Source organism: Streptomyces sp. NPDC048275 (assembly GCF_040652275.1).
Taxonomy (GTDB): Bacteria; Actinomycetota; Actinomycetes; order Streptomycetales; family Streptomycetaceae; genus Streptomyces.
The window spans coordinates 172,374-199,008 of record NZ_JBEZLR010000001.1; the positions used below are offsets into that span (position 1 = coordinate 172,374).

32 protein-coding genes are annotated in these 26,635 nt (G+C 67.7%); 25 read left to right on the top strand and 7 right to left on the bottom strand.

The features are described 5' to 3' along the window. Positions 1-16: 16 nt before the first annotated feature. From rplF to truA, 15 genes are all read left to right on the top strand, one after another. Positions 17-556 (top strand): 50S ribosomal protein L6, encoded by a 540-nt coding sequence (gene rplF / locus AB0D57_RS00860; protein ID WP_362065443.1) that lies wholly within the window; start codon positions 17-19, stop codon positions 554-556. Between the two features lie 3 nt (positions 557-559). After that, a complete protein-coding gene (gene rplR / locus AB0D57_RS00865; protein WP_362065446.1) occupies positions 560-943 on the top strand; it encodes a 50S ribosomal protein L18 in 384 nt (127 codons plus the stop codon). A gap of 66 nt (positions 944-1,009) precedes the next feature. Further along, complete coding sequence (gene rpsE / locus AB0D57_RS00870) at positions 1,010-1,615, top strand: 30S ribosomal protein S5 (protein WP_005313527.1); 606 nt, start codon at positions 1,010-1,012, stop codon at positions 1,613-1,615. Positions 1,616-1,617: 2 nt separating this feature from the next. Next, positions 1,618-1,800: a 50S ribosomal protein L30 gene (rpmD, locus tag AB0D57_RS00875; RefSeq protein WP_030788246.1), complete on the top strand. Its 183-nt coding sequence runs from the start codon at positions 1,618-1,620 to the stop codon at positions 1,798-1,800. A gap of 2 nt (positions 1,801-1,802) precedes the next feature. Continuing rightward, positions 1,803-2,258, top strand: coding sequence for a 50S ribosomal protein L15 (gene rplO, locus AB0D57_RS00880; RefSeq protein ID WP_053746341.1), 456 nt, complete (start codon positions 1,803-1,805; stop codon positions 2,256-2,258). Positions 2,259-2,596: 338 nt separating this feature from the next. Then, the gene (gene secY / locus AB0D57_RS00885) at positions 2,597-3,910 is read left to right on the top strand and encodes a preprotein translocase subunit SecY (protein WP_362065452.1); all 1,314 of its coding nucleotides are present in this window, start codon (positions 2,597-2,599) and stop codon (positions 3,908-3,910) included. Continuing rightward, the gene (locus AB0D57_RS00890; RefSeq protein WP_362065455.1) at positions 3,910-4,572 is read left to right on the top strand and encodes an adenylate kinase; all 663 of its coding nucleotides are present in this window, start codon (positions 3,910-3,912) and stop codon (positions 4,570-4,572) included. Before secY ends, AB0D57_RS00890 begins: the two co-directional genes overlap by 1 nt. A 135-nt stretch (positions 4,573-4,707) precedes the next feature. Beyond that, on the top strand, positions 4,708-5,544 hold the full coding sequence (gene map, locus AB0D57_RS00895; protein ID WP_362065458.1) for a type I methionyl aminopeptidase: 837 nt from the start codon (positions 4,708-4,710) through the stop codon (positions 5,542-5,544). Between the two features lie 286 nt (positions 5,545-5,830). Then, complete coding sequence (gene infA, locus AB0D57_RS00900) at positions 5,831-6,052, top strand: translation initiation factor IF-1 (RefSeq protein WP_003948620.1); 222 nt, start codon at positions 5,831-5,833, stop codon at positions 6,050-6,052. 69 nt (positions 6,053-6,121) lie between these two features. Then, the gene (rpmJ, locus tag AB0D57_RS00905; RefSeq protein ID WP_003998809.1) at positions 6,122-6,235 is read left to right on the top strand and encodes a 50S ribosomal protein L36; all 114 of its coding nucleotides are present in this window, start codon (positions 6,122-6,124) and stop codon (positions 6,233-6,235) included. Positions 6,236-6,426: 191 nt separating this feature from the next. Then, complete coding sequence (gene rpsM / locus AB0D57_RS00910; RefSeq protein WP_060901485.1) at positions 6,427-6,807, top strand: 30S ribosomal protein S13; 381 nt, start codon at positions 6,427-6,429, stop codon at positions 6,805-6,807. Positions 6,808-6,873: 66 nt separating this feature from the next. Further along, entirely contained in the window at positions 6,874-7,278 is a 405-nt protein-coding gene (gene rpsK / locus AB0D57_RS00915) for a 30S ribosomal protein S11 (RefSeq protein WP_003956432.1), read from the top strand. 195 nt (positions 7,279-7,473) lie between these two features. Then, the gene (locus AB0D57_RS00920) at positions 7,474-8,496 is read left to right on the top strand and encodes a DNA-directed RNA polymerase subunit alpha (protein ID WP_003966937.1); all 1,023 of its coding nucleotides are present in this window, start codon (positions 7,474-7,476) and stop codon (positions 8,494-8,496) included. 180 nt (positions 8,497-8,676) lie between these two features. Further along, on the top strand, positions 8,677-9,201 hold the full coding sequence (gene rplQ, locus AB0D57_RS00925; RefSeq protein WP_362065463.1) for a 50S ribosomal protein L17: 525 nt from the start codon (positions 8,677-8,679) through the stop codon (positions 9,199-9,201). A gap of 95 nt (positions 9,202-9,296) precedes the next feature. Further along, complete coding sequence (gene truA, locus AB0D57_RS00930) at positions 9,297-10,154, top strand: tRNA pseudouridine(38-40) synthase TruA (RefSeq protein ID WP_362065467.1); 858 nt, start codon at positions 9,297-9,299, stop codon at positions 10,152-10,154. A 106-nt stretch (positions 10,155-10,260) separates the two neighbouring features. Here truA and AB0D57_RS00935 read toward each other — a convergent pair whose 3' ends face one another. Beyond that, positions 10,261-11,145 carry a hypothetical protein gene (locus AB0D57_RS00935; protein WP_362065470.1) on the bottom strand — a complete coding sequence of 295 codons (885 nt, stop codon included), beginning with the start codon at positions 11,143-11,145 and terminating at the stop codon, positions 10,261-10,263. A gap of 426 nt (positions 11,146-11,571) precedes the next feature. On the opposite strand from AB0D57_RS00935, the gene rplM reads away from it, so the two are divergent. From rplM to glmM, 3 genes are all read left to right on the top strand, one after another. After that, positions 11,572-12,015 (top strand): 50S ribosomal protein L13, encoded by a 444-nt coding sequence (rplM, locus tag AB0D57_RS00940; RefSeq protein ID WP_362065473.1) that lies wholly within the window; start codon positions 11,572-11,574, stop codon positions 12,013-12,015. 42 nt (positions 12,016-12,057) lie between these two features. Continuing rightward, complete coding sequence (gene rpsI, locus AB0D57_RS00945; RefSeq protein ID WP_362065476.1) at positions 12,058-12,585, top strand: 30S ribosomal protein S9; 528 nt, start codon at positions 12,058-12,060, stop codon at positions 12,583-12,585. 174 nt (positions 12,586-12,759) lie between these two features. Then, the gene (glmM, locus tag AB0D57_RS00950) at positions 12,760-14,118 is read left to right on the top strand and encodes a phosphoglucosamine mutase (RefSeq protein ID WP_362065479.1); all 1,359 of its coding nucleotides are present in this window, start codon (positions 12,760-12,762) and stop codon (positions 14,116-14,118) included. A 178-nt stretch (positions 14,119-14,296) separates the two neighbouring features. On the opposite strand, the gene AB0D57_RS00955 is transcribed toward glmM, so the two are convergent. From AB0D57_RS00955 to AB0D57_RS00975, 5 genes are all read right to left on the bottom strand, one after another. Continuing rightward, the gene (locus AB0D57_RS00955) at positions 14,297-15,232 is read right to left on the bottom strand and encodes a DUF389 domain-containing protein (protein WP_362065482.1); all 936 of its coding nucleotides are present in this window, start codon (positions 15,230-15,232) and stop codon (positions 14,297-14,299) included. Between the two features lie 16 nt (positions 15,233-15,248). Continuing rightward, the gene (gene coaA, locus AB0D57_RS00960) at positions 15,249-16,238 is read right to left on the bottom strand and encodes a type I pantothenate kinase (protein ID WP_362065485.1); all 990 of its coding nucleotides are present in this window, start codon (positions 16,236-16,238) and stop codon (positions 15,249-15,251) included. 80 nt (positions 16,239-16,318) lie between these two features. After that, complete coding sequence (locus tag AB0D57_RS00965; protein WP_362065488.1) at positions 16,319-17,266, bottom strand: CbrC family protein; 948 nt, start codon at positions 17,264-17,266, stop codon at positions 16,319-16,321. 27 nt (positions 17,267-17,293) lie between these two features. Beyond that, positions 17,294-17,716, bottom strand: coding sequence for a hypothetical protein (locus AB0D57_RS00970; protein ID WP_362065491.1), 423 nt, complete (start codon positions 17,714-17,716; stop codon positions 17,294-17,296). A gap of 164 nt (positions 17,717-17,880) precedes the next feature. Beyond that, the gene (locus tag AB0D57_RS00975; RefSeq protein WP_362065494.1) at positions 17,881-18,351 is read right to left on the bottom strand and encodes a hypothetical protein; all 471 of its coding nucleotides are present in this window, start codon (positions 18,349-18,351) and stop codon (positions 17,881-17,883) included. Between the two features lie 521 nt (positions 18,352-18,872). Here AB0D57_RS00975 and glmS point away from each other — a divergent pair. Further along, positions 18,873-20,720 carry a glutamine--fructose-6-phosphate transaminase (isomerizing) gene (glmS, locus tag AB0D57_RS00980; RefSeq protein ID WP_362065497.1) on the top strand — a complete coding sequence of 616 codons (1,848 nt, stop codon included), beginning with the start codon at positions 18,873-18,875 and terminating at the stop codon, positions 20,718-20,720. Here the strand turns inward: glmS and AB0D57_RS00985 are convergent. Continuing rightward, on the bottom strand, positions 20,681-20,878 hold the full coding sequence (locus AB0D57_RS00985) for a DUF397 domain-containing protein (protein WP_362065683.1): 198 nt from the start codon (positions 20,876-20,878) through the stop codon (positions 20,681-20,683). The two genes, glmS and AB0D57_RS00985, sit on opposite strands and share 40 nt — an antisense overlap. A gap of 324 nt (positions 20,879-21,202) precedes the next feature. Here AB0D57_RS00985 and AB0D57_RS00990 point away from each other — a divergent pair, with 324 nt between their 5' ends. The 6 genes from AB0D57_RS00990 (at position 21,203) to alr (ending at position 26,495) form a co-directional block, all read left to right on the top strand. Continuing rightward, positions 21,203-21,715 (top strand): hypothetical protein, encoded by a 513-nt coding sequence (locus tag AB0D57_RS00990; protein ID WP_362065500.1) that lies wholly within the window; start codon positions 21,203-21,205, stop codon positions 21,713-21,715. A 41-nt stretch (positions 21,716-21,756) separates the two neighbouring features. After that, on the top strand, positions 21,757-22,281 hold the full coding sequence (locus AB0D57_RS00995) for a hypothetical protein (RefSeq protein WP_362065503.1): 525 nt from the start codon (positions 21,757-21,759) through the stop codon (positions 22,279-22,281). Between the two features lie 93 nt (positions 22,282-22,374). After that, positions 22,375-22,746: a holo-ACP synthase gene (locus AB0D57_RS01000; protein WP_362065506.1), complete on the top strand. Its 372-nt coding sequence runs from the start codon at positions 22,375-22,377 to the stop codon at positions 22,744-22,746. Positions 22,747-22,822: 76 nt separating this feature from the next. Next, positions 22,823-24,262, top strand: coding sequence for an NAD(P)H-hydrate dehydratase (locus AB0D57_RS01005; RefSeq protein ID WP_362065509.1), 1,440 nt, complete (start codon positions 22,823-22,825; stop codon positions 24,260-24,262). Positions 24,263-24,379: 117 nt separating this feature from the next. After that, positions 24,380-25,273 carry a L,D-transpeptidase family protein gene (locus AB0D57_RS01010; protein ID WP_362065512.1) on the top strand — a complete coding sequence of 298 codons (894 nt, stop codon included), beginning with the start codon at positions 24,380-24,382 and terminating at the stop codon, positions 25,271-25,273. A 55-nt stretch (positions 25,274-25,328) separates the two neighbouring features. Next, a complete protein-coding gene (alr, locus tag AB0D57_RS01015; protein WP_362065515.1) occupies positions 25,329-26,495 on the top strand; it encodes an alanine racemase in 1,167 nt (388 codons plus the stop codon). Positions 26,496-26,635: the final 140 nt, after the last annotated feature.

Here is a 26,635-nt window from a genome sequence, read left to right on the forward strand (position 1 = left end):
AACGGAGGAAACAGCTATGTCGCGTATTGGCAAGCTCCCCATCACGGTTCCCGCCGGCGTGGACGTCACCATCGACGGCCAGACGGTCTCGGTCAAGGGCCCCAAGGGCTCGCTGACCCACACCGTCGTGACGCCGATCGAGATCGCCAAGGGTGAGGACGGCGTTCTGAACGTCACCCGCCCCAACGACGAGCGTCAGAGCAAGGCCCTGCACGGCCTGTCCCGCACGCTGGTGGCGAACATGATCACCGGCGTGACCCAGGGTTACGTGAAGAAGCTCGAGATCAGTGGTGTCGGTTACCGCGTGACCGCCAAGGGCTCGAACCTCGAGTTCGCGCTCGGCTACAGCCACCCGATCACCGTCGAGGCGCCCGAGGGCATCACCTTCAAGGTGGAGACCCCGACCCGCTTCCAGGTCGAGGGCATCGACAAGCAGAAGGTCGGCGAGGTTGCGGCCAACATCCGCAAGCTGCGCAAGCCCGACCCGTACAAGGCCAAGGGCGTCAAGTACGAAGGCGAAGTCATCCGCCGCAAGGTCGGAAAGGCGGGTAAGTAAGCCATGGCATACGGTGTCAAGATTGCTAAGGGCGACGCTTACAAGCGTGCTGCCATCAAGCGTCGTCACATCCGGATCCGTAAGCACATCTCGGGTACGGCCGAGCGTCCGCGCCTGGTCGTGACGCGCTCGAACCGCCACATCGTGGCCCAGGTCATCGACGACGTTAAGGGTCACACCCTCGCGTCGGCGTCGACCCTGGACACCACGATCCGCGGTGCCGAGGCCGACAAGTCCGCGCAGGCCAAGCAGGTCGGCGCCCTGGTCGCCGAGCGTGCCAAGGCTGCCGGTGTCGAGGCTGTCGTATTCGACCGTGGTGGCAACCAGTACGCCGGGCGCATCGCTGCCCTGGCGGACGCCGCCCGCGAAGCCGGACTCAAGTTCTGAGTCGCCCGTCGCGCTAGCGACTTGATTGTCGCTGCGTAGCTAGCGGAAAAAGAGAGAGGTAATCCAATGGCTGGACCCCAGCGCCGCGGAAGCGGTGCCGGTGGCGGCGAGCGGCGGGACCGGAAGGGCCGTGACGGCGGCGCAGCTGCTGCCGAGAAGACCGCGTACGTTGAGCGCGTTGTCGCGATCAACCGCGTCGCCAAGGTTGTGAAGGGTGGTCGTCGCTTCAGCTTCACCGCGCTGGTCGTGGTGGGCGATGGTGACGGCACCGTGGGTGTCGGTTACGGCAAGGCCAAGGAGGTGCCGGCCGCCATCGCCAAGGGTGTTGAGGAGGCCAAGAAGCACTTCTTCAAGGTCCCCCGTATCCAGGGCACCATCCCTCACCCCATCCAGGGTGAGAAGGCGGCGGGCGTCGTTCTGCTCAAGCCGGCGTCCCCCGGTACCGGCGTTATCGCCGGTGGCCCGGTGCGTGCCGTGCTCGAGTGCGCCGGCGTTCACGACATCCTGTCGAAGTCCCTGGGCTCCGACAACGCGATCAACATCGTGCACGCGACCGTGGCGGCCCTCAAGGGTCTGCAGCGTCCCGAGGAGATCGCGGCTCGCCGTGGTCTGCCCCTCGAGGACGTCGCCCCTGCCGCTCTGCTGCGTGCGCGTGCGGGAGCGGGTGCGTAATCATGGCTCAGCTCAAGATCACGCAGACGAAGTCGTACATCGGTAGCAAGCAGAACCACCGCGACACCCTGCGTTCGCTCGGGCTCAAGCGCCTGAACGACGTGGTCGTCAAGGAGGACCGCCCCGAGTTCCGCGGAATGGTGCACACCGTCCGCCACCTCGTGACGGTTGAGGAGGTCGACTGATCATGGCGGAAAACAACCCGCTCAAGATCCACAACCTCCGTCCCGCCCCGGGCGCCAAGACCGCCAAGACCCGTGTGGGTCGTGGTGAGGCGTCGAAGGGTAAGACGGCCGGTCGTGGTACCAAGGGCACGAAGGCCCGTTACCAGGTTCCGGAGCGCTTCGAGGGTGGCCAGATGCCCCTCCACATGCGTCTTCCGAAGCTGAAGGGCTTCAAGAACCCGTTCAAGACCGAGTTCCAGGTCGTGAACCTTGACAAGCTGGGCGCGCTGTACCCGGAGGGTGGCGAGGTCACCGTCGAGGGTCTCGTCGCCAAGGGTGCCGTTCGCAAGAACAGCCTCGTCAAGGTCCTCGGCCAGGGCGAGATCTCCGTGGCGCTGCAGGTGACGGTCGACGCCGTCTCCGGCTCCGCCAAGGAGAAGATCACCGCTGCCGGCGGTACCGTCACCGAGCTCGTCTGAATTCCTCAGGCGTCTCGCTGACTTGAACGATCCCGACCGGGGATGTCCTTGCAAAGGGGCATCCCCGGTCGGTCGTTTCGGGAACTTCCTTCGTCCGTCCCGGGGTTTTCTCAGCGGGGCCGATCGTGCTCTCGCAGGGGATGGACCAGGACCGACGCCGACGTAAGGTGACGGTAGACTCGATCGGTCGTTCCCCGGCAGGTGCCTGTCCCCGGTAGGGTATGGCAGGTTGCGTGTCACGGGCGATGTGCCCCGCGCGCAGGCCCTACACCCACTCGTCACCGATTACTCGACACCGTCGCCTACCGCGCAGTAACGCGGGGGTCGCAGGAGGCACCGTGCTCACCGCGTTCGCCCGGGCGTTCAAGACGCCCGACCTGCGCAAGAAGCTGCTGTTCACGCTCGGCATCATCGTGGTCTACCGGGTCGGTACGCATGTCCCGATCCCCGGCGTCGACTACAAGAGCGTTCAGATCTGTGTGGATCAAGCGTCCGGCAACCAGGGCCTGTTCGGTCTGGTCAACATGTTCAGTGGTGGCGCGCTGCTCCAGATCACCATCTTCGCGCTCGGCATCATGCCGTACATCACGGCGAGCATCATTCTGCAGCTGCTGACCGTGGTGATCCCGCGCCTCGAGGCCCTCAAGAAGGAGGGTCAGGCGGGCACCGCGAAGATCACGCAGTACACGCGTTATCTGACGGTGGCCCTGGCCATCCTGCAGGGCACCGGCCTGGTCGCCACCGCCCGCAGCGGCGCGCTCTTCAGCACCTGCTCGGTCGGTGGACAGATCATCCCCGACCAGTCGATCTTCACGACCGTCACCATGGTCATCGCGATGACCGCCGGTACGGCGCTCGTCATGTGGCTCGGTGAGCTCATCACCGACCGCGGTATCGGCAACGGCATGTCGATCCTGATGTTCATCTCGATCGCCGCGACCTTCCCGTCCGCGCTGTGGGCCATCAAGACCTCGGGCACGCTGGCCGACGGCTGGATCGAGTTCGCCACCGTCATCTTCATCGGCCTGGTCATGGTCGGCCTGGTGGTCTTCGTCGAGCAGGCCCAGCGGCGCATCCCGGTCCAGTACGCGAAGCGCATGATCGGCCGCCGGTCCTACGGCGGTACGTCGACGTACATCCCGCTGAAGGTCAACCAGGCGGGCATCATCCCTGTGATCTTTGCCTCGTCGCTGCTTTACATCCCGGCGCTGGTCGCTCAGTTCTCCAGTGGCACCTCGGGCTGGAAGACCTGGATCGAGCAGAACCTCACCAAGGGCGACCACCCTATTTACATCAGTACGTACTTTGTCCTGATTGTTTTCTTCGCGTTCTTCTACGTGGCGATCTCCTTCAACCCCGAAGAAGTAGCCGACAACATGAAGAAGTATGGTGGCTTCATCCCGGGTATCCGGGCTGGCCGACCGACCGCTGAGTACCTCAGCTACGTACTCAACCGGATCACCTGGCCGGGGTCGCTGTATCTGGGTCTGATCGCTCTCGTACCGACGATGGCGTTGGTTGGCTTCGGGGCAAGCCAGAACTTCCCGTTCGGTGGTACCAGCATCCTGATCATCGTGGGTGTGGGCCTCGAGACGGTGAAGCAGATCGAGAGCCAGCTTCAGCAGCGCAATTACGAAGGGTTCCTCCGCTGATGCGAATCGTCCTCGTCGGGCCGCCCGGTGCCGGGAAGGGAACGCAGGCCGCGTTCCTCGCCAAGAACCTGCGGATCCCGCACATCTCCACGGGCGACCTCTTCCGCGCCAACATCAGTAAGGGCACGGAGCTCGGCAAGCAGGCCAAGGCGTACATGGACGCCGGCAACCTGGTACCGGACGAGGTCACCATCGGGATGGCCAAGGACCGCATGGAGCAGCCCGACGCCGCGAACGGGTTCCTGCTCGACGGCTTCCCTCGTAACGTCTCGCAGGCCGAGGCGCTCGACGAGATGCTGAAGACCGAGGGCATGAAGCTGGACGCGGTGCTGGACCTGGAGGTCCCCGAGGCCGAGGTGGTCAAGCGCATCGCGGGCCGCCGCATCTGCCGCAACGACTCGGCGCACGTCTTCCACGTCACGTACAAGCAGCCGAAGCAGGAAGGCGTCTGCGACGTCTGCGGCGGCGAGCTGTACCAGCGGGACGACGACTCCGAGGAGACCGTGCGCAAGCGCCTCGAGGTCTACCACACGCAGACCGAGCCGATCATCGACTACTACAAGGCCCAGGGCCTGGTCGTCACGATCTCGGCGCTCGGCAAGGTGGAAGAGGTCACGGGGCGCGCCATGGAGGCGCTCAACAGCAAGGCCGACGACAAGTAGTCGTCACGCTGCTTCGGCCGCGGTGCCCTCGACGGGCGCCGCGGCCGTAGTGTTGTCTAGGTGGACGCGGTGCGTGAGCAGGCGCCGCGTGCGTATGTAAACGGTTGACGGAGAAGACGGAGAGCGCAGGCCGCCATGGTGCAGATCAAGACCCCCGAGCAGATCGCCAAGATGCGTGAGGCGGGCCTGGTCGTCGCCGCCATCCACGCGGCCACTCGTGAGGTGGCCGTACCCGGCGCCACCACGAGGGATCTCGACGAGGTCGCCCGCAAGGTGCTCGCGGAGCACGGCGCGAAGTCGAACTTCCTGGGGTACGGCGGTTTCCCCGCCACCATCTGCACCTCGGCCAACGAGGTCGTCGTCCATGGCATCCCGGACGACAAGACCGTCCTGAAGGACGGCGACATCATCTCCATCGACGCCGGCGCGATCATCGACGGCTGGCACGGCGACGCCGCGTACACCGCGTTCGTGGGCTCCGGCCACGCTCCGGAGCTGATCGAGCTCTCCCGGGTGACCGAGGAGTCGATGTGGGCGGGCATCGCCGCGATGAAGCTGGGCAACCGGCTCGTCGACGTCTCCCGCGCGATCGAGACGTACATCCGCCGCCAGCCGAAGCCCGGCGGCGGCAAGTACGGGATCATCCAGGACTACGGCGGCCACGGCATCGGCACCGAGATGCACATGGACCCGCACCTGCTGAACTACGTCGAGCGCAAGCGCGGCAAGGGCCCCAAGCTGGTCCCCGGCTTCTGCCTGGCCATCGAGCCGATGGTGTCGCTCGGCACCCCGAAGACCGAGGTCCTCGAGGACGACTGGACCGTCATCACCACGGACGGCACATGGTCCTCCCACTGGGAGCACTCGGTGGCGCTGACGGAGGAGGGCCCACTGGTCCTCACCGCGCCCGACGGGGGCAAGGCGAAGCTGGCGGAGTACGGCGTCGCGACGGCGCCGGACCCGCTCACCTGACCACGCGCGGCCGCGCGCAGGGTGTGAGGCGCTTCGGGTCGCCGCGCCGCCTCGCACGCCCGCAGGCCCCCGCGATCACGGCCCGGCCCCGTACGCGTACGCGGGCCGGGTGCGCGCACAGCTCGTACCGCCCGCTCTGGCTTAATGATCTCCGTAGCCGGGCATTCTTCCTCGATTCGTCTTTCCGGGTGCGCTGACGTAGACTGACTCGTCGGCTCTCGTGCACCCGCATGTCTGCATGCGCTCGTACGGAGTCGATCAAGGTAGTCGATTCGAAGGGCAAAGCGTGGCCAAGAAGCAAGGTGCCATCGAGATCGAGGGCACTGTCGTCGAGTCTCTGCCGAACGCCATGTTCAAGGTCGAGCTCCAGAACGGCCACCAGGTCCTGGCACACATCAGCGGCAAGATGCGCATGCACTACATCCGCATCCTCCCTGACGACCGGGTCGTGGTGGAGCTGTCTCCGTACGACCTGACGCGTGGCCGGATCGTCTACCGGTACAAGTAGATCTTGCCTTTGCTCCGTGTTCCCGGTTCCGGGACGCGGGGGGTGGCACTGACCCGGAGAACCTCACCAATGAAGGTCAAGCCGAGCGTCAAGAAGATCTGCGACAAGTGCAGGGTGATCCGCCGTCACGGTCGGGTCATGGTCATCTGCGAAAACCCGCGCCACAAGCAGCGCCAGGGCTGACGCACGACCGAACCTCTGCATCACGCAGAACTTCGCGCGACGCAAGCAGTACATGTTCATACGCAGAGCCCAGGTCGTCCGTGAGGAGACCTGATACCCCCGGTCGGAGGCTGGGGACCCGGTTCGTACCTGGTACGGCGGCTGGGAACCGGTTCTGTGGAAGACCTCCGAACGACAACTGGAGCCATTGAATGGCACGCGTTTCCGGTGTTGACATCCCGCGCGAAAAGCGTGTGGAGGTCGCCCTGACCTACGTGTTCGGCATCGGCCGGACCCTTTCCCAGCAGACGCTGGCCGAGACCGGCGTGAACCCGAACACCCGCGTTCGTGACCTCTCCGAGGAGGAGCTGGTCAAGATCCGCGAGTACGTGGACGCCAACATCAAGACCGAGGGTGACCTCCGTCGCGAGATTCAGGCCGACATCCGCCGCAAGGTCGAGATCGGCTGCTACCAGGGTCTGCGCCACCGTCGTGGCCTGCCCGTCCACGGTCAGCGCACCAGCACGAACGCTCGTACCCGCAAGGGCCCGCGTCGCGCGATCGCCGGTAAGAAGAAGCCGGGCAAGAAGTAGTCCTCAGCGGACGCTTGACCAAGCGGTCTTCGCTGTAGGACCGACCACCTCCCGTAGGAGTAATAGATGCCCCCCAAGGGTCGTCAGGGCGCTGCCAAGAAGGTGCGCCGCAAGGAAAAGAAGAACGTCGCTCACGGGCACGCTCACATCAAGAGCACGTTCAACAACACCATCGTCTCGATCACGGACCCCTCGGGCAACGTGATCTCCTGGGCCTCCGCCGGCCACGTCGGCTTCAAGGGCTCGCGCAAGTCCACCCCCTTCGCCGCGCAGATGGCCGCCGAGTCGGCCGCCCGCCGCGCGCAGGAGCACGGCATGCGCAAGGTCGACGTCTTCGTCAAGGGCCCGGGTTCGGGTCGCGAGACGGCCATCCGTTCGCTGCAGGCGACCGGTCTTGAGGTCGGCTCCATCCAGGACGTGACGCCGACGCCGCACAACGGCTGCCGTCCGCCCAAGCGCCGCCGCGTCTGATTGGCCTTGGCGGCGCTCTCCGCGCGAGCGGAGGTGAACCGCGCCGCCGCGTCTGACGCACGGTTGTCTTAGGTTTCGGGCGGTACGTCTCCTTGGAGGCGTGCCGCCCGTACCCTTGCAGCAGTAACAACATCGGGCCACCGCCCGGTGAGCAGGGCATCAAATAGTGGGTGCCCCTGACTGAAGGATCGCAACATGCTGATTGCTCAGCGTCCCTCGTTGACCGAAGAGGTCGTCGACGAGTTCCGCTCCCGGTTCGTGATCGAGCCGCTGGAGCCGGGCTTCGGATACACCCTCGGCAACTCCCTGCGTCGTACGCTCCTCTCCTCGATCCCGGGTGCGGCGGTCACGTCCATCCGCATCGACGGCGTTCTGCACGAGTTCACCACCGTGCCGGGCGTCAAGGAGGACGTCACCGACCTGATCCTCAACATCAAGCAGCTGGTCGTGAGCAGCGAGCACGACGAGCCGGTCGTGATGTACCTGCGCAAGCAGGGCCCGGGTCTCGTCACCGCCGCCGACATCGCGCCCCCGGCCGGTGTCGAGGTGCACAACCCCGACCTCGTCCTCGCCACGCTCAACGGCAAGGGCAAGCTGGAGATGGAGCTGACCGTCGAGCGCGGTCGCGGCTATGTCTCCGCCGTTCAGAACAAGCAGGTCGGTCAGGAGATCGGGCGCATCCCGGTCGACTCGATCTACTCGCCGGTGCTGAAGGTCACGTACAAGGTCGAGGCGACCCGTGTCGAGCAGCGCACCGACTTCGACAAGCTGATCGTCGACGTCGAGACCAAGCAGGCCATGCGTCCGCGTGACGCGATGGCTTCCGCCGGTAAGACGCTGGTCGAGCTCTTCGGGCTCGCCCGCGAGCTCAACATCGACGCCGAGGGCATCGACATGGGCCCGTCCCCCACGGACGCCGCCCTCGCCGCCGATCTCGCGCTGCCGATCGAGGAGCTCGAGCTCACGGTCCGCTCGTACAACTGCCTCAAGCGTGAGGGCATCCACTCCGTGGGTGAGCTCGTGGCGCGTTCCGAGGCCGACCTGCTCGACATTCGTAACTTCGGTGCGAAGTCGATCGACGAGGTCAAGGCGAAGCTGGCCGGTATGGGCCTGGCGCTCAAGGACAGCCCGCCCGGATTCGACCCGACCGCTGCCGCTGACGCCTTCGGTGCGGATGACGACGCGGATGCCGGGTTCGTCGAGACCGAGCAGTACTAAGAGCTCGGGACTGCCGGTTCGTTCTTGGGTGCGGGTGCGCTGTGGCTTGTCGCGCAGTTCCCCGCGCCCCTTCCGAGCTCGCCCCTTCGGGGCTTGCTCGGATCTCCGACGGGCGATCGCCCGCTCGGACACTGACCTCGGTACCTGATACGGCCGGGGCAGACACCTAGGAGAAACACCATGCCGAAGCCCACCAAGGGTGCCCGTATGGGCGGCAGTGCCGCGCACGAGAAGCTGCTCCTCGCGAACCTCGCGAAGTCGCTCTTCGAGCACGGCCGCATCACCACCACCGAGGCGAAGGCCCGCCGCCTGCGCCCGTACGCGGAGCGTCTGGTCACCAAGGCGAAGAAGGGCGACCTTCACAACCGCCGTCAGGTGCTCCAGGTCATCACGGACAAGAGCGTCGTCCACACGCTCTTCACCGAGATCGGCCCGCGCTACGAGAACCGTCCGGGTGGCTACACCCGTATCACCAAGATCGGTAACCGCCGTGGCGACAACGCGCCCATGGCTGTCATCGAGCTGGTGGAGGCGCTGACCGTGGCCCAGCAGGCCACCGGTGAGGCCGAAGCGGCGACGAAGCGTGCCGTCAAGGAAGACGTCCTCAAGAAGGACGAGGCCGTCGAGGCCAAGTCCGACGAGGTCGTCGAGGACGCCAAGCCGGCCGACGAGGCCGCCGCGGAGTCCGAGTCCAAGGACGCCTGAGGCACTGCCTGGCTGTGAGCGGGTCCGTCCCTTCGGGGGCGGGCCCGCTTTGGTGTTCAAGAGGGACCTGAGAGATCTAGGTAGAGGATCTAGGTGTGAGTGACGAAGTGGAGCCCGGGTTCGTACGGGTGCGGCTGGACCTGTCGTACGACGGGCGTGAGTTCTCCGGGTGGGCCAAGCAGGCCAGTGGGCGCAGGACCGTACAGGGGGAGATCGAGGACGCGCTGCGTACGGTGACGCGGTCGGGGGAGACGACGTACGAGCTGACCGTCGCCGGGCGGACCGACGCCGGGGTGCACGCGCGGGGGCAGGTGGCGCATGTCGATCTGCCGGTCGCGCTCTGGGCCGAGCACCAGGAGAAGCTGCTGAAGCGGCTGGCTGGGCGGCTGTCCAAGGACGTGCGCGTGTGGTCCCTGACGGAGGCGCCCAGCGGGTTCAACGCGCGCTTCTCGGCGATCTGGCGGCGGTACGCCTACCGCGTCACCGACAACCCCGGTGGGGTCGATCCGCTGTTGCGCAGTCATGTCCTGTGGCACGACTGGCCGTTGGACGTCGACGCCATGAACGAGGCCGCCCGGCGACTCGTCGGGGAGCATGACTTCGCCGCTTACTGCAAGAAGCGCGAGGGCGCGACCACCATTCGTACGCTCCAGGAGCTGAGCCTCGTACGAGACGAGGACGGGGTCATCACCGCCACCGTCCGCGCCGACGCCTTCTGCCACAACATGGTGCGCTCGCTGATCGGCGCGCTGCTGTTCGTGGGGGACGGGCACCGCGGGCCCGACTGGCCCGGGAAGGTGCTGGCCGCCGGTGTACGCGACTCCGCCGTGCACGTCGTACGGCCGCACGGGCTGACGCTGGAGGAAGTCGGTTACCCCGCCGACGAGTTGCTCGCCGCGCGCAACAAGGAGGCGCGGAACAAGCGGACGCTGCCGTCGGCGGGTTGCTGCTGACCGGTTGCCGCTGACTGATCGGTGCTGAGTCGCTGGTGCTGAGTGAGTGCTGCTGACTGGCTGGTGCTGAGTGGCCGGTGCTGAGTGGTCGCTCTCGCCGGCCGGTCTACGACTGGTTGGCCGCCGTCGACGCCTGGGCCTCGCCGCGGCGACGGATCTGGCGGAAGGCGAACTCGGCCAGGTCGTCGCCGGTCGTGAAGACCTTGGTGTCCTTGGTCGTCACGTCCTTGCCGTTGGTGAAGCCGGCGAGGGTGAAGTAGGCGTAGCGGCCGTAGGAGTTGGTGGTCGAGCGGCAGATCGCCGTAGTGCAGAACTTGGCGACGCCCTGGCCGGACAGCGAGGCGATGATGCTCTTGCTGTCCGCCTCGGTCTTGGCCTTCACTGCCTGTGCCGCGGTGTCGAAGACCGCCACGCCGACGGTCACCGCGACGCCGTCCTTGCTGTAGGTGACGCGCATCAGCCGGGTGCAGTCGTTCTTGGTGAGCACCGCGGGGAGCGTGCTCTGGGCGGCCGTCGCGCACTTCGTCGTGGAGGCCTTCGGGCCCTTGCGGTAGACGTTCTCACCCATGGTCAGCTGCGAACCGGGGAACAGGATGTCCGGGCTGAGCGGCGCCTTGTCCTTGGCCGCGCTGGATATGAAGTCCATCGGGTCCAGCGGGGGAGGAGCCGACGTCGGCGCGAACGACGGCACCGGTGCGGTGGTGTCGCTCGGGATGTTCGCGGTGGAGGGCAGCTTGCTGGGCGTGTTCGCGGCCTGGCTTTCGCCGTTCGCGGAGACGACGGCCACGGCGACGACAGCGCCGACCGCGAGCGTGGCCACCGCCGCACCGCCGGTCACCAGCACTCTGCGCCGTTTGTTGCGCGTCTCGGACGCCTCGGCGAGTGCCGCCCAGTCCGGAGTCTGGTTCTGTTGGCCCCAATCGGGTTGCTGAGAACCAGGCTTCCAGGGATCCCACGGGGGCTCCCCCTGCCCACCCTGCCCATAACTCATGGGCGGCATCTTAGACGGGGAGCGGGGGGTGTTGTTGCGCACTGGGGGGAGGTTGAGCCCCTAGCGTGATCTGACGTGACCTGACTGCACACGGGCAAAACTGGCTATCTCGGGGTGCTTGGTGCGCCGCGCTTCCTGCCGTTGCCTTACCCTGACTGTACTGAGCTGTTTGCGTGACCCTGAGCGCGAGGCACCGGGGTCGCGGACCCACGTTTTGACCCGTCCGGGGAACCGCGGGTACTCTTGCAGTTCGTTATGTGTATTGGCTTGCTCATTCTCACGTGAGGGGCCCTTACACCGGTCCACCGGGGCTGATGACCAGCGACCAGCACGCGGTATGCGTCACCGCAGTGCGGTCAGGGCTGTCGTGATCGTCCGTGGTGGCCATGTCAGGACCCACTCACTGAAGAAGCGAAGGCTACGACCGTGCGTACGTACAGCCCCAAGCCCGGCGACATCACTCGCCAGTGGTACGTCATCGACGCCCAGGATGTCGTCCTGGGCCGTCTGGCGACCACTGCCGCGAACATCCTGCGGGGCAAGCACAAGCCGATCTACGCGCCCCACGTCGACGCTGGTGACTTCGTCATCATCATCAACGCCGACAAGGTGCACCTCTCCGGCAACAAGAAGACCCAGAAGCTGGCGTACCGCCACTCCGGTTACCCGGGTGGTCTGCGCTCCGTCCGTTACGACGAGCTGCTGGCGAAGAACCCCGAGAAGGCCGTCGAGAAGGCCATCAAGGGCATGATCCCCAAGAACACCCTGGGCCGTCAGGTGCTCTCGAAGCTGAAGGTCTACGCGGGCGAGAACCACCCGCACGCTGCCCAGCAGCCGGTCCCGTTCGAGATCACCCAGGTCGCGCAGTAGTTCCGGCCACCCCCTAAGACGAAAAGAAATCTGAGGAGCATCGTGGCCGAGACCACCGTTGAGCAGCCGGTCGAAGAGACCGAGACCGAGCTCGTCGACATCGAGAACTACACCACCGAGTCCGAGGTCCCCCTCGAGGGCGAGTACACCTCGGAGTCCCTCGCGGGCCGCTTCGGCGAGCCGCAGCCGGCCGCCGGCCTGGGCCGTCGCAAGAACGCCATCGCCCGCGTCCGGATCGTCCCGGGCACCGGCAAGTGGAAGATCAACGGTCGCACCCTTGAGGACTACTTCCCCAACAAGGTGCACCAGCAGGAAGTCAACGAGCCCTTCAAGGTGCTCGAGCTCGACAACCGCTACGACGTCATCGCCCGCATCTCGGGTGGCGGCGTCTCCGGTCAGGCCGGTGCGCTCCGTCTCGGTGTCGCCCGTGCGCTGAACGAGGCCGACGTCGACAACAACCGCGGCGCCCTGAAGAAGGCCGGCTTCCTCAAGCGCGACGACCGTGCGGTCGAGCGCAAGAAGGCCGGTCTCAAGAAGGCCCGTAAGGCCCCGCAGTACAGCAAGCGTTAATCACTGCCTGCTGCGTATTCGTACGATCGTTCGCCCCGGCGGCACGCTGTGTGCCGCCGGGGCGTTCGTTTATCACAGCTCAGGGCGTATAACGGCACAAGGCGCTCAAAGGCTTGCATGATCGGATGACTTCCGAATACTGCGCTTCATTCAGGTTCATTCAGGAGGACACCAGTGGGACGACTCTTCGGCACGGACGGTGTGCGCGGTGTCGCCAACGCGGATCTGACGGCCGAGCTGGCGCTCGGCCTCTCCGTCGCGGCGGCGCATGTGCTGGCCGAGGCGGGTACGTTCGAGGGCCACCGGCCGGTGGCCGTGGTCGGGCGGGATCCGCGAGCGTCGGGAGAGTTCCTGGAGGCCGCCGTGGTCGCGGGCCTGGCCAGCGCGGGCGTGGACGTCCTGCGCGTCGGTGTGCTGCCCACCCCCGCGGTGGCGTATCTCACCGGTGTGCTGGGTGCCGACCTCGGCGTGATGCTCTCGGCCAGCCACAACGCCATGCCCGACAACGGGATCAAGTTCTTCGCCCGCGGCGGCCACAAGCTCGCCGACGAGCTGGAGGACAGGATCGAGGGCGTGTACGAGGAGCACCGCACCGGCGCTCCCTGGGACCGCCCGACCGGTGCGGGCGTGGGCCGGGTGCGTTCGTACGACGAAGGGTTCGACCGGTACGTCGCCCACCTCATCGGCGTACTCCCGAACCGTCTCGACGGTCTGAAGGTCGTCCTCGACGAGGCGCACGGTGCCGCCGCCCGGGTGTCCCCCGAGGCCTTCACCCGCGCCGGCGCGGAGATCATCACGATCGGCGCCGAGCCGGACGGCCTGAACATCAACGACGGCTGCGGCTCCACCCACCTGGACCTCCTGAAGGCCGCCGTCCTCAAGCACGGGGCCGACCTCGGCATCGCGCACGACGGCGACGCCGACCGCTGCCTCGCCGTGGACCACACGGGCGCCGAGGTGGACGGCGACCAGATTCTGGCCGTACTCGCGCTGGCGATGCGGGAGCGTTCCGCACTGCGCTCCGACACCGTCGTCGCGACGGTCATGTCCAATCTGGGCTTCAAGCTGGCCATGGAGCGCGAAGGGCTCAAGTTCGTCCAGACCGCCGTCGGCGACCGCTACGTCCTGGAGGAGATGAAGGAGCACGGCTACGCCCTCGGCGGCGAGCAGTCCGGGCACGTCATCATCCTCGACCACGCCACCACCGGCGACGGCACGCTGACCGGCCTGCTGCTGGCGGCCCGGGTCGCCCAGACGGGCCGTACGCTCCAGGACCTCACGTCCGTCATGGAGCGGCTGCCGCAGGTCCTCATCAACGTGCCCGACGTCGACCGCTCGCGGGTGCACAGCTCCGCCGAGCTGTCCGCCGCGGTCGCCGACGCCGAGCGGGAACTCGGCTCCACCGGGCGGGTGCTGCTGCGTCCGTCGGGCACCGAGCCGCTGGTGCGGGTGATGGTCGAGGCCGCCGACATCGACCATGCCCGGTCGGTGGCGGGGCGGCTCGCGGACGCTGTGAAGTCCGCGCTCGGTTAGGACCTGTCCGGTCGATCACGGTGGAGGGCGTCGACGCGATGGGGGTCCCCCCTGTTCGAGCGAAGCCGAGAACTTGGGGGAGTCGGCAACCGACGACAACGCCGCAGATGTGCGCCCGCCGCGGAGCGGCTGGTGTCACTGCCACCCCGCGTCTCCGCCGTGATCGACCGGACAGGTCCTAGGTCAGCTGTGTCTTGCGCTGCCTCGCCCAGAACCACTTCTGGGCGAGCAGTGTGAGCGTGCCCGCGAGCACGATGCCGCCGAGGTTGGCCAGCAACTGCCAGCTGGAGCCCCACGTCTGGGAGTAGTCCGTGTAGCTGAAGGCCACGGCGGCGTTCGCGGCGGCCGGGACCGTGGTCACCGAGATCGCCACGCCGATCAGCGCGCCCGACTTGGCGGACGTGAGGGAGAGAGTCCCCGCGATACCGGCCAGGTACGCCACCACGAACGACATCCAGTCGGGCTTCCAGATGAAGGCCGTGTTCGGCCGGGCCGCCTCCACCATGGACTTCTCGAACAGCCCGAAGACGTCCATCAGTCCGCTGAAGCCCGCGGTCAGCACCATCGCCGCCGCGAACCCGGCGAGCAGCGCCCACAGCGACCGCCACACCAGGTGCGGGGCGCGCCGCACCAGCGCCGTGGAGATCCCGGCGAGCGGCCCGAACTCCGGGCCCACGGCCATCGCGCCCACGATCAGGATCGCGTTGTCGAGCATCACACCGCAGGCCGCGAGCATCGTCGCGACCGCCAGCAGTCCCACGTAGGTGACGCTGAGCGTCGATTCCTCGTGCGAGGCGTCCGCCAGGTGCTCCCACAGCACAGCGTCCGCGCCTTCGCCGGGTGCCTCGTCCTCCGCCTTGTCGGCGCGCTTCGACAGCGACAGATCGATGTTCTCGACGGCGATCGAGCCGGTCTTCTCGAGGTCCAACTTCTGTAGGGCATTGAGGAGTTCATCGCCCGCCTCGCGCGCGACGTCGCACATCACGACGTCCCCGGCCGGGTTGCGGGCGGCTCCCGGCAGGAGGACGAGATGGGTGGTGCCGACCGTCTTCTCGATCAGCCGTACGACGTCATCGGTGCGGTCGGCCGGGCTGATCAGGCGGAGATGCAACATGCCCGCAGGGTAACGGTCACAGCTTGCGCAGGCTCAGGCGCTGCACCTTGTGGTCCGGGCCCTTGCGCACGACGAGGGTCGCTCGGCCACGGGTGGGCGCCACATTCTCCAGCAGATTGGGCTTGTTGATGGTGCGCCAGGTCGTGCGGGCGTAGTCGAGCGCCTCCTCCTCGGAGACCTGGGTGTACTTGCGGAAGTACGAGGAGGGGTTCTGGAAGGCGGTGGCGCGCAGCTTGCGGAAGCGGTTCAGATACCAGCGCTCGATGTCCTCGGCGCGGGCGTCCACGTACACGCTGAAGTCGAAGTAGTCCGCGAGGCCGACGCGGGTGCGGCCGTCCTTGCCGGGGAGGGCGGGCTGCAGCACGTTCAGGCCCTCGACGATGAGGATGTCGGGGCGTCGGACGGTGAGTCGCTGGCCCGGGACGATGTCGTAGATCAGGTGCGAGTAGACGGGGGCCGTCACCTCGTCCTTGCCGGCCTTGATGTCGGCGACGAAGCGGGTGAGCGCGCGACGGTCGTACGACTCGGGGAAACCTTTCCGCGACATCAGGCCGCGGGCTTCCAGCTCCTTGGTGGGGAGCAGGAAGCCGTCCGTGGTGACGAGTTCGACGCGCGGGTGTTCGGGCCAGCGGGAGAGCAGGGCCTGGAGGAGGCGGGCGACGGTCGACTTGCCGACGGCCACGGAGCCGGCGACACCTATGACGAAGGGGGTGCCGGCCTGGGAGCCCTTTTCACCGAGGAAGGTGTTCAGGGCGCCGCGTAGACCGTCGGTGGCGCCTACGTAGAGATTGAGGAGGCGGCTGAGCGGGAGGTAGATGTCCCGCACCTCGTCGAGGTCGATGACATCGCCCAGGCCGCGCAGCTTCTCGACCTCCTCGGCGGTGAGCGGGAGCGGCGTTTTCTCGCGCAGCGCGCTCCACTCGGCACGGGTGAGGTCGACGTAGGGAGTCGCCTCCGGCCTGGACCGGTGGGCGCTCCGGGGGATCGGGGAGACCGGAGAGATCACAGTCCATTGTTAACGGAGTTTGAACGGGGCAGCGGGTGGGGTCGGTCACGTCGTGCCGTGGTCAAGCCCGGTCGGCCTGATCAGGTGAAGTCCGCGTAGGCGAGGTGGACTGCGCAGACCCGGCACCGGAAGAGATACGCGGTCGGCTGGTCGTCCTTCTCGAGCGAGCCGAGAAACCCCTCGACCTGGTCCGGCGGCCACTCCCACGCGGCACACTCCCGGCGGAGGTGGTCCACCGCGTCCGGATACGCCTGGAGTTCCTTGGCCCCGGCACGGCCGAGGAAGGTGGCGCCGTCACCGCAGTGCGTCAGCCAGTACGGGGACTGCCACGCCGTGAATCCCGGAGTGCGCTCCAGAATGGCCGTCACGACGTCCTGGGGTACGTCGCCGTCTACGGTGTCGGTGAAGGAGGCGCCGTAGCGTTCGGCGGCGGTTCCGAAGGCGATGCAGTACGGGCAGATACCGGTGTCGGGGGCGTCGGCGGCGTAGACGGGACCGGCGTACACCCAGCCGCGTTCCTGCGCGCAGCACACGCATGGCTCGTCGGAGGCGGTCACGGAACCGGTGGCGACCGGGCTTGGGTGGTACGGGAACTGCGGCAGGATGGGCCGTCGGCGGGGTTCTGGCTGTGGGTTGATGACCTGCGCGATGGCGTGTCCGGTCAGGGCGGCGGGGGGCACCACGATCGCTTCCTCCCAGAAGTTCTCCGGGAGATGTTTCCGGTGGGCCTCGGTCGTCAGGATCGCCGGGCAGTTGAGCGGGATGACCACCGCGCCGGTTCGGCGGGCGAGTTCGGCGACGAGGTCGAGGATGTGTCCGGGGGAGAAGCGGCTGAACGTGAGTCCGTGGACGTCACCGTAGACCTCTGCCGCTCCGCCGTCTTCGGCTTCGAGGTCCCAGGATTCCGGCAGACCGGCGGCAGGCATGCCACCCAGGGTGACGGGGCCGAGTACGTCGCGTATCGCGGTCTCGTCCATCGGGGCGGGTTCTCCGTCGACGAACCGCCACACGTACATGCTGTAACTCACGCCGTCCCTTTTCCTGAAGTGGGTGGATCAGGGCCGGAAGCCCTTCACGTGGACCATGCTCCCGTGCCCGTGTCTGTCCGGTTCCTCGACCTCGAATCCCGCCGAGGAGAGGATCCCCATGAGAGCGGCCTGCATGTGCTTGAGCACGGTGTTGTAGTGGCGGAGGACCGGAGGCGGGTTCGAGTAGTCGATCCCTTGCGCGAAGAGATCGAGAGCGGGATCCCTCAGCTCCGCGTCCGTGTGCCAGTCCGCGTACACCCCGCCGTCGATGAACGGCTCCACGTGCACGTCCACGCCAGGCCGGCTGTGCGGACCACCGCTGAGGTCACCCCGGTACACAGGAAGACCGGTACGTTGCAGTTCCCGGCATACACGCTCGGCCAGCGCCTGGCGCTTCGCTATGACCTCCGGTGAGGATTTCGGGGGCAGGTCGAATTTGGGTTCAGTCATGGGTTCTCTCGTTCGGTATTTCTCTTGCGAAAGGACGTACCTCCCCAGCCGAACCGCTGCCTCGCTTGAGCACGCTGCAGAACGGGCAGTGGACTGCGTCCTTCCCTTCGGTGTGAGCCGCTCTCAATTCGCCTGCGATTTTCTCCAGATTATCGATCTCGCGCTCAGCGGCTAGCGCCGATGATTTCCGGTGGAACGAACGTGGGTCTCAGTGCGGATGGCAGGTCGGACATCAACCCGAATACCAGGACGTGTTCCGGATTCATGGTGTCGTTGTCGAGCGTTGCGATGACTCCCGCCGACAGCAGGATCTTGATGAGCGCACTTTGCATGTGCAGGCCGATCGTCCCGGGATAACGGACGACCGGTGCGTCGGGATCGCCAGAGGTGAGGCTGTCGACAGCTGCCTGGACCATGGCAGGGGCGCATCTCCAGCCCACGGATACGGACGCCGAAGCGGTCTCGGCGTCGGGTTCGACGTAGACCACGGCGCCCGATCGGTCCGCTGTTGCGGTCTCCCCGTCGCGGAAGGCGGGCAGGCCGGCCCGCCGGAGCGCCTGGACCACGTGCCTGGCCAGCTCGTTTCGGACGGCGAGGACTTCATCAGATGCGTGGGTAAAACCGTACTCGGACATAGCTATTCTTCGTCCTCGACCGTCGACTTCTCGGGCACGGCATTGTAGGGAGCCGGAACCGCCCGCACCAGGTCCACGTTCGGCGGGGCGAGCTCACTCATTGGACTGCCTTCGCAGAAACGGCGACTGGTGTTTCCCGCGTATCCATGGACGCCATCTTGCTGTCGTTCTCGAAGGCCGAATTCAGCAGGTCCCGCTGCCCTCCGATGAATCGAACCGCGAAGCCTGCCTCCACCAGCCGCACGAAGGGGCTGGCCCTCACCGTCGGCTCCCTTGGTTACGCAGGACGAACCTGCCCTCGTTGATGTTCTTTCTTGAACGTTTCGAAGCTGTACTGGTAGGCGTGGATCAGTAGGAAGATCCGGCATGGCACGCGACACCATAGGTGGATCTGCGCTCGACGGGTGGGGGGTGGTGGGTGGGCGTAGGTCAAAGATGACCGATTCGAACCGGGTGAGGATTTCCGATTTCGGGCACGACGTGCCGGGTTCGGGACGCTCTCGGCCCTTAGGCTGCGGCCCATGTGCGGAATCGTGGGATACGTGGGGTCGCAGTCGGCGCTTGATGTGGTGATGGCCGGGCTGAAGCGGCTGGAGTACCGGGGGTACGACTCGGCGGGGGTCGCCGTGCCGGCGGACGGGGGGCTCGCCGCCGCGAAGAAGGCCGGGAAGCTGGTCAACCTGGAGAAGGAACTGGTCGACCGGCCGCTGCCGGCGGGCACGACGGGCATCGGGCATACGCGCTGGGCCACCCACGGCGGTCCCACGGACGCGAACGCCCATCCGCATCTGGACAACGCGGGCAGGGTCGCCGTCGTCCACAACGGGATCATCGAGAACTTCGCCCTCCTGCGCGCCGAGTTGGCCGAGCGGGGGCATGAACTCGGCTCCGAGACGGACACCGAGGTGGTCGCGCACCTGCTCGCCGAGGAGTACTCGGTGTGCGCCGATCTGGCGGAGGCGATGCGGCTGGTGTGCCGACGCCTGGAGGGCGCGTTCACGCTGGTCGCGGTGCATGCCGATGAGCCGGATGTGGTCGTGGGGGCGCGGCGGAACTCGCCGCTCGTGGTGGGCGTTGGAGAGGGCGAGGCCTTTCTCGCCTCGGACGTCGCCGCGTTCATCGCCCACACGCGGTCGGCGATCGAGCTGGGTCAGGACCAGGTGGTGGAGCTGCGCCGGGACGGGGTGACGGTCACCGGCTTCGACGGCCGACCCGCCGACGTGCGCTCGTATCACGTGGACTGGGACGCGGAAGCAGCCGAAAAGGGGGGCTATGACTACTTCATGCTCAAGGAGATCGCCGAGCAGCCCAAGGCTGTCGCCGATACCTTGCTGGGGCGCATCGACGCGGCCGGCTCTCTGACGCTGGACGAGGTGCGGATTCCGGTTCAGGCGCTGCGCGAGGTCGACAAGGTCGTCATCGTGGCGTGCGGGACCGCCTTCCACGCGGGGCTGATCGCCAAGTACGCCATCGAGCACTGGACGCGGATCCCGTGCGAGGTGGAGTTGGCCAGCGAGTTCCGGTATCGGGATCCCATCCTGGATCCCCGTACGCTCGTCATCGCCATCTCGCAGTCCGGCGAGACCATGGACACGCTGATGGCCCTTCGGCACGCCCGCTCGCAGGGCTCCAAGGTGCTGGCGATCTGCAACACGAACGGCTCGACGATCCCACGCGAGTCGGACGCGGTGCTGTACACCCATGCCGGGCCGGAGGTCGCCGTTGCCTCGACGAAGGCGTTCCTGACGCAGCTCGTGGCCTGCTATCTGGTCGCGCTGTATCTGGGTCAGGTCCGCGGCACCAAGTGGGGCGACGAGATCCAGGCCGTGATTCGGGACCTGTCCCAGATCTCCGGCGAGGTCGACCGGGTGCTGGAGACCATGGAGCCGGTACGGGAGTTGGCGCGCTCGCTGGCCGACAAGGACACGGTGCTGTTCCTCGGGCGGCATGTGGGATATCCGGTGGCGCTGGAGGGTGCGCTCAAGCTGAAGGAGCTCGCCTATATGCACGCCGAGGGGTTCGCGGCGGGGGAGTTGAAGCACGGGCCGATCGCGCTGGTCGAGGAGGATCTACCCGTAGTCGTGGTCGTGCCTTCGCCGCGGGGGCGGTCCGTTCTCCACGACAAGATCGTGTCCAACATCCAGGAGATCCGGGCGCGGGGGGCGCGGACGATCGTGATCGCGGAGGAGGGGGACGAGGAGGTCGTTCCGTACGCCGACCATCTGATCCGGATCCCCGTCACGCCGACCTTGCTTCAGCCGTTGGTGGCTACGGTGCCCTTGCAGGTCTTCGCTTGTGAGTTGGCCACGGCTCGGGGCAACGAGGTGGATCAGCCTCGGAACCTGGCGAAGTCGGTGACGGTGGAGTAGCGAGCGTCCTTGAGGGCTGCGACGAAAGGGGTGAAGGCTCCGGTCGGGAAGGTGAGGGTGCGGTCGGCTGGGGCCTTGGGGTCGCGAACGGCCACGTGGGTGTGCGAGTTGGCTGTCTCCACGCAGGTGTTGCCGTCGTCGCCGAAGATGGTCAGCAGTTACTTCCCGGGCAGGCACTGTCTTTGAGGAGGCGTACCTGGACGGCCAGGCCGAGGGCGAGGTCAGAGGCAAGGCGAAGGGCGTCCTGCGCGTCCTCGCGGCGCGTGGCCTTTCCGTCTCCGACGAGGTGCGTGAGCGCATCACCGACTGCACGGACCTCACGTGCCTCGACGGCTGGCTCGACCGGGCTGTTGCGGTCGCACGTGCGGAGGAGCTGTTCGTTGAGGGCCCGGAGGTTTCGCAGGAGAAGCCTCACCTGGGCTGAGCCCCTGGTGCGAACTCGCCGCCGCTGAATGTCAGTGCCTGCACCTAGGGTGCTCGGCATGACGGACTTGATACGGGACTCCTTCCCGGGCCATGAGGTGAATGTCGTCTTCGCCCGGGGCATGTCCCTCGACGCGCTCACCGAGGGGCTTCGCGGCCTGCTTCGGGACCCCCTCGCTCAGGGCGAAGGGGGCGGGTGGACGTGGGCGGTGCACGACATGTGCAACTGGGAAGCCGAGGACTACGACCCCGTCAGCTACAACAGTCTCTGTTCGGGCGACGCGGAGATCGTCGTCTTCGTGACCGAGCCGTGCAGCGTGAAGGGGTTTCCGCCCGATTTCTCTTACTACCGTGACGGCCGCATGATTCTCCACTTCAGCTTCGAAGACCTTGCGTCGCGGGTCGGCGACAACCCGGACCATCTCTCTCCGGAACTCCTGGCCGCGGACCTCATCGGCCCCGACGCGGTATTCGACAACTCGGACGACGATCACAGACGTCTCGTGAAGACGATCGCCGACTTCTTCGAACTGCCCTCTCCACCCCTGTCTTTGGAGGCGGAAGCGAAGTGACTTGGCTCGCCCCGAACACGTTCGTCACCTTCTGCAGAGGCATGACCCTGCCCACCCTCTCCGGCATCTACGCGGAAGCGGGGTGCCCTGCCCGCACCGTCGGCGAATCGTCGGGCTGGTCCTGGGTGACGCACGACGCCTACACCGCCCCGACGGGAGAGACCGCTTGGGAGCTGGCACGGAACATCACGGGTCGCCGCTACTACGCGAATCGAGCAAGTGATCCGGATCGCGTGGAGACCGTGCTCCTGGCTTCCACGCCCGCATGCCCGTGCCCGCACGGGCAGAACTACATGGTTCCGCACTGCGCCGAGCACCCGTTCCAGTTCGCCTACAGCCGCGGCGGGTTCGAGCAGACGTACTTCAACTTCGGCCGGCGGCGGGAGTCACGACGTGGCGGAGGTATGGCTGATCTCCTCGTGCGTGAGCTGCTGGACGCCGGGATCGTCGGCCGGGACATCCCGAGGTACGACTCCGATCCCGGCTTCAACGCCGATGGTGCGGAGACCGTACGGATCATCGTCGACCATTTCGGGCTTCCCTCCGCGCCGCTCGGTCTCAGCTGACGAACAACCGGAGCAGTGTCGCGACGGCGACAGCGAGAGGGGCTCGGCCCTGACCGCACGGCATTGGTACGGGGCGCCCGTAAGGTGCTCGGCATGAGCATCATCGGGGTCGGAATCGACGTGGCGGAGATCGACCGGTTTCACGCGGCGCTGGAGCGTACGCCCGGGCTGGCCCAACGGCTCTTCGTGGATTCGGAGTTGTGTCTGCCGAGTGGGGAGCGCCGGGGTATCGCGTCGCTGGCCGCGCGGTTCGCGGCGAAGGAAGCCCTGGCCAAGGCGCTCGGCGCTCCGGCGGGGATGTACTGGACCGACGCGGAGGTGTACGTCGAGGACAGCGGGCGGCCGCGGCTGCGGGTGACGGGGACGGTGGCGGCGCGGGCGGCCGAGCTGGGGGTCCAGTCCTGGCATGTGTCGCTGAGCCATGATGCCGGGGTGGCTTCGGCGGTGGTGGTGGCGGAGGGGTAGCGCTCGTAGCGCTTGTAGCGCTCGCCGAGGCGGCCAGGGGCGGCGCGGGCGGCGTCCGTACGGGAGACTCGACCCCATGCGTACTGCGTACAGCGTGGAGACGGTCAGGACCGCTGAGCGGGAGCTGATGGCACGGCTGCCGGACGGGGCGTTGATGCAGCGGGCGGCGGCCGGACTGGCCGCCGCCTGCGCGGACTTGCTGGGGCGGGTGTACGGCAGCCGGGTCGTGCTGCTGGTCGGCAGCGGGGACAACGGCGGGGACGCGCTGTACGCCGGGGCGCGGCTCGCCCGGCGCGGAGCGGGCGTCACGGCCGTGTTGCTCGTGCCCGGGCGGACGCACGCGGGCGGGCTGGCGGCCCTTCGCCGGGCGGGCGGCGGTGTGGCGGGGCCCGGTGCCGCCGAGGAGTTGATCGGGCGGGCCCATCTCGTCGTCGACGGCATCGTCGGGATCGGCGGCAAGGGCGGGCTGCGGGCGGACGCCGCGCCGTTGGCCGCTCTGGCCGAGGCGTCCCGGGCCGCTTTCGTCGCCGTCGATCTGCCCAGCGGGGTCGAGGCGGACACGGGGGAGGTGCGGGGGGCGGCCGTGCGGGCCGATCTGACGGTCACGTTCGGGACGCACAAGCCGGGGCTGCTGATCGATCCGGCTCGCGCGTACGCAGGGGCGGTGCGGCTCGTCGACATCGGGCTGGAGCTGCCCGATGAGCCCGAGCTGGAGGCATTGCAGCACGCTGATGTGGCGGAGCTGCTGCCGGTGCCGGGAGCGGAGAGCGACAAGTACCGGCGGGGGGTCGTCGGGATCGCCGCCGGGTCCGCGCGCTATCCGGGGGCGGCCGTGCTCGCCGTCGCGGGAGCGTTGCGGGGTGGGGCGGGGGCCGTGCGGTACGTGGGGCCCGCTGGGGACGCGGTGATCTCCCGGTTCCCCGAGACGCTCGTGTCCGACAAGGGGCCCGAGCAGGCCGGGCGGGTGCAGGCGTGGGTCGTGGGGCCCGGCGCCGGGGACGACGCGGCGACCGTGGCGGAGGTGCTCGGGGCGGATGTGCCGGTGCTGGTGGACGCGGACGGGTTGCGGCTGGCGGACATGGGGGCGGTGCGCGCACGTACCGCGCCGACGCTGATGACGCCGCACGCGGGTGAGGCGGCGGCGTTGTTGGGGGTTCCGCGGGAGGAGGTCGAGGGGGCTCGGCTCGCCGCCGTGCGGGAGTTGGCGGGGCGGTACAGGGCGACCGTGCTGCTCAAGGGGTCGACCACGCTGGTGGGCGATTCCGGGGGTGGGGCGGTGCGGGTGAATCCGACGGGGACGGCGTGGCTGGCGACGGCGGGGAGCGGGGACGTGCTGTCGGGCCTGGCAGGGTCGTTGCTGGCGGCAGGGCTGTCGGCGGTGGACGCGGGGAGTGTGGCGGCGTATCTGCACGGGCTGGCGGGGAGGTTTGCCGCGGACGGGGCGCCGGTGGGGGCCCATGACGTGGCGGATGCGGTTCCGGGGGCCTGGCGGGATGTGCGGGACGCGATGAGCTGAGGAGGGGACAGGCCCTAGGGGCGGCGGAGGCGAAAGCACGGCCCCGTTGCCCATTACGGGCGACCCCTTGCGCGCGGCTCACCCCCTCCCGCGCTCGCGTTGCGTATCGCTGGTTGCATGATGAGCAGACGAATGACATGCCGGGGTGTGGCGGTGGTACTCGCGCTCTCGGCGCTGTTGCCCGTGGAGAGCGCGCTGGCCGAGAGCGGCCCCCCGGCCCCCGGTCCGGGGAGCGAGCTGGTGCCCGGTGTGGCGCCGGGCTCGCATCAGCCGTGGCAGGTGGACACGCCGGATCAGATGCTGCCGCCGAAGGTGTACACGCCGAGCGCGCGGGAGGACGCCGTCGAGCCCCGTGACGCGCCCGTGGGGACGGACGCCCTCATCGAGTACGTACCCCTCAGCGACGCCGCCGCGGGCAAGGCGGTGACCTGCAGCAAGCTGACCGGCCCGTACCAGCGACAGGTGGAGCGATGGCTGAAGCTGAAGGTGGACGGGAAGCAGTCGGCGAGCGACTGTCGTGCCATTCGGGCGTTCCAGAAGCGGCACGGGATCAACCCGAGCATCGGCTTCGCCGGCCCCACCACGTGGGCTCACATGCAGTTGCTGTCCGCGAAGAAGAACCCGAACGCGGCCGGGAAGTGTCCCGTCCGGTCGTACCGCGTCGCCTGTGTGGATCTGGCCCGTCAGGTCACCTGGGTGCAGAAGGGGAAGAAGGTGCTGTGGGGGCCGGTGCCGATGCGGAGCGGGCGGGCCGGGCACCGGACCAGGACCGGGCTGTTCAAGGTCTACTGGCGGCACAAGAACCACTGGTCGACGCTGTACAACAACCCCATGCCGTACAGCCAGTTCTTCAGCGGTGGACAGGCCTTCCACGCCATCTACGGCAGCATCTACAACCCGAACGGCTCGTGGGGCTGTGTCAATCTGCGCCTTGCCGACGCCCGCAGCCTGTGGAGCGTCCTGAAGAAGAACGATCGTGTCTACGTCTGGGGCCGCAGGGCCGGCACATGACCGTCCCAGAGCTACTGACCGGGCTGTCAGCCCCCTCTGAGACACTGGGTGCGCTATGAACGAGACAGCGCCCCTGCGCGCCCGCGCAGAGATCGACCTGGCCGCCCTGCGGGCCAACGTGCGGACCCTGCGCGCCCACGCGCCGTCCGCGGCCGTGATGGCTGTGGTCAAGTCCGACGCGTACGGCCATGGGGCCTTCCCGTGCGCCCGAGCGGCGCTCGACGCGGGCGCCGGCTGGCTCGGCACCGCCACCCCTGAGGAAGCCCTCGCGCTGAGGGCCGCGGGACTGCCGGGGCGCATCATGTGCTGGCTGTGGACCCCCGGCGGCCCCTGGAAGCAGGCCATCGAGGCGGACCTCGACGTGTCGGTCAGCGGGATGTGGGCGCTGCGGGAAGTCTGTGCGGCGGCCGAGGAAGTGGCGGAGGGGGAGACCGGCATTCGTGCCCGTGTCCAGCTCAAGGCCGACACCGGCCTCGGACGCAGCGGCTGCCAGCCCGCCGACTGGCCCGAACTCGTCACCGAGGCGCTGCGCGCCCAGGCCCGGGGGCTGATCACGGTCACCGGACTCTGGTCGCACTTCGCCTGCGCCGACGAGCCGGGTCACCCGTCCATCCAGGCCCAACTCACCCGTTTCCGCGAAATGGTGACGTATGCCGAACAACAGGGCGTGCGCCCCGAGGTGCGGCACATCGCCAACTCGCCAGCCACGCTGACCCTTCCCGAGAGCCACTTCGACCTCGTCCGTACCGGAATCGCGGTCTACGGCATCTCGCCCAGCCCCGAGATCGGCACCCCGGCCGACTTCGGGCTGCGCCCGGTGATGACGCTGAGCGCGTCCCTGGCGCTGGTGAAGCAGACGCCGGGGGGCCACGGCGTCAGTTACGGGCATCACTACGTCACTCCAGGCGCCACGACCCTCGGCCTGGTGCCCGTCGGCTACGCGGACGGCATCCCACGGCACGCCTCCGGCACCGGCCCCGTACTGATCGGCGGCAAGTGGCGGACGGTCGCGGGCCGGGTCGCGATGGACCAGTTCGTCGTCGACCTCGGCGGGGACGAGCCTGCGCCCGGCACGCAGGCGATCCTCTTCGGCCCGGGCGACCGCGGCGAGCCGACCGCCGAGGACTGGGCCCGTGCGGCGGGCACGATCGCGTACGAAATCGTCACCCGGATCGGAACCCGGGTGCCGCGCGTGTACGTGAATAGGGAACAAGAGGGGTAACCCGCAGAGGGTGCCATTACAACAGCATCGCGTGTAGCAACAGCACCACGAGTAGCAACAGCACCACGAGTAGCAACAGCACCACGAGTAGCAACAGCACCACGAGTAGCAATCGCACTACGAGTAACAACAGCATCATC

Excerpts from the sequence above, each read along its gene's own strand:
- rpmJ (WP_003998809.1), top strand. The coding sequence starts at position 6,122 with ATGAAGGTCAAGCCGAGCGTCAAGAAGATCTGCGACAAGTGCAGGGTG.
- rplQ (WP_362065463.1), top strand. The coding sequence starts at position 8,677 with ATGCCGAAGCCCACCAAGGGTGCCCGTATGGGCGGCAGTGCCGCGCAC.
- rpsK (WP_003956432.1), top strand. The coding sequence starts at position 6,874 with ATGCCCCCCAAGGGTCGTCAGGGCGCTGCCAAGAAGGTGCGCCGCAAG.
- glmS (WP_362065497.1), top strand. The coding sequence starts at position 18,873 with ATGTGCGGAATCGTGGGATACGTGGGGTCGCAGTCGGCGCTTGATGTG.
- rplF (WP_362065443.1), top strand. The coding sequence starts at position 17 with ATGTCGCGTATTGGCAAGCTCCCCATCACGGTTCCCGCCGGCGTGGAC.
- map (WP_362065458.1), top strand. The coding sequence starts at position 4,708 with ATGGTGCAGATCAAGACCCCCGAGCAGATCGCCAAGATGCGTGAGGCG.
- rpsE (WP_005313527.1), top strand. The coding sequence starts at position 1,010 with ATGGCTGGACCCCAGCGCCGCGGAAGCGGTGCCGGTGGCGGCGAGCGG.
- AB0D57_RS00990 (WP_362065500.1), top strand. The coding sequence starts at position 21,203 with ATGACGGACTTGATACGGGACTCCTTCCCGGGCCATGAGGTGAATGTC.
- alr (WP_362065515.1), top strand. The coding sequence starts at position 25,329 with ATGAACGAGACAGCGCCCCTGCGCGCCCGCGCAGAGATCGACCTGGCC.
- AB0D57_RS00995 (WP_362065503.1), top strand. The coding sequence starts at position 21,757 with ATGACCCTGCCCACCCTCTCCGGCATCTACGCGGAAGCGGGGTGCCCT.
- AB0D57_RS00920 (WP_003966937.1), top strand. The coding sequence starts at position 7,474 with ATGCTGATTGCTCAGCGTCCCTCGTTGACCGAAGAGGTCGTCGACGAG.
- AB0D57_RS01005 (WP_362065509.1), top strand. The coding sequence starts at position 22,823 with ATGCGTACTGCGTACAGCGTGGAGACGGTCAGGACCGCTGAGCGGGAG.
- rpsM (WP_060901485.1), top strand. The coding sequence starts at position 6,427 with ATGGCACGCGTTTCCGGTGTTGACATCCCGCGCGAAAAGCGTGTGGAG.
- AB0D57_RS01010 (WP_362065512.1), top strand. The coding sequence starts at position 24,380 with ATGATGAGCAGACGAATGACATGCCGGGGTGTGGCGGTGGTACTCGCG.
- AB0D57_RS00970 (WP_362065491.1), bottom strand. The coding sequence starts at position 17,716 with ATGACTGAACCCAAATTCGACCTGCCCCCGAAATCCTCACCGGAGGTC.
- AB0D57_RS01000 (WP_362065506.1), top strand. The coding sequence starts at position 22,375 with ATGAGCATCATCGGGGTCGGAATCGACGTGGCGGAGATCGACCGGTTT.
- AB0D57_RS00935 (WP_362065470.1), bottom strand. The coding sequence starts at position 11,145 with ATGAGTTATGGGCAGGGTGGGCAGGGGGAGCCCCCGTGGGATCCCTGG.
- AB0D57_RS00890 (WP_362065455.1), top strand. The coding sequence starts at position 3,910 with ATGCGAATCGTCCTCGTCGGGCCGCCCGGTGCCGGGAAGGGAACGCAG.
- rpmD (WP_030788246.1), top strand. The coding sequence starts at position 1,618 with ATGGCTCAGCTCAAGATCACGCAGACGAAGTCGTACATCGGTAGCAAG.
- AB0D57_RS00975 (WP_362065494.1), bottom strand. The coding sequence starts at position 18,351 with ATGTCCGAGTACGGTTTTACCCACGCATCTGATGAAGTCCTCGCCGTC.
- AB0D57_RS00955 (WP_362065482.1), bottom strand. The coding sequence starts at position 15,232 with ATGTTGCATCTCCGCCTGATCAGCCCGGCCGACCGCACCGATGACGTC.
- rplR (WP_362065446.1), top strand. The coding sequence starts at position 560 with ATGGCATACGGTGTCAAGATTGCTAAGGGCGACGCTTACAAGCGTGCT.
- rplO (WP_053746341.1), top strand. The coding sequence starts at position 1,803 with ATGGCGGAAAACAACCCGCTCAAGATCCACAACCTCCGTCCCGCCCCG.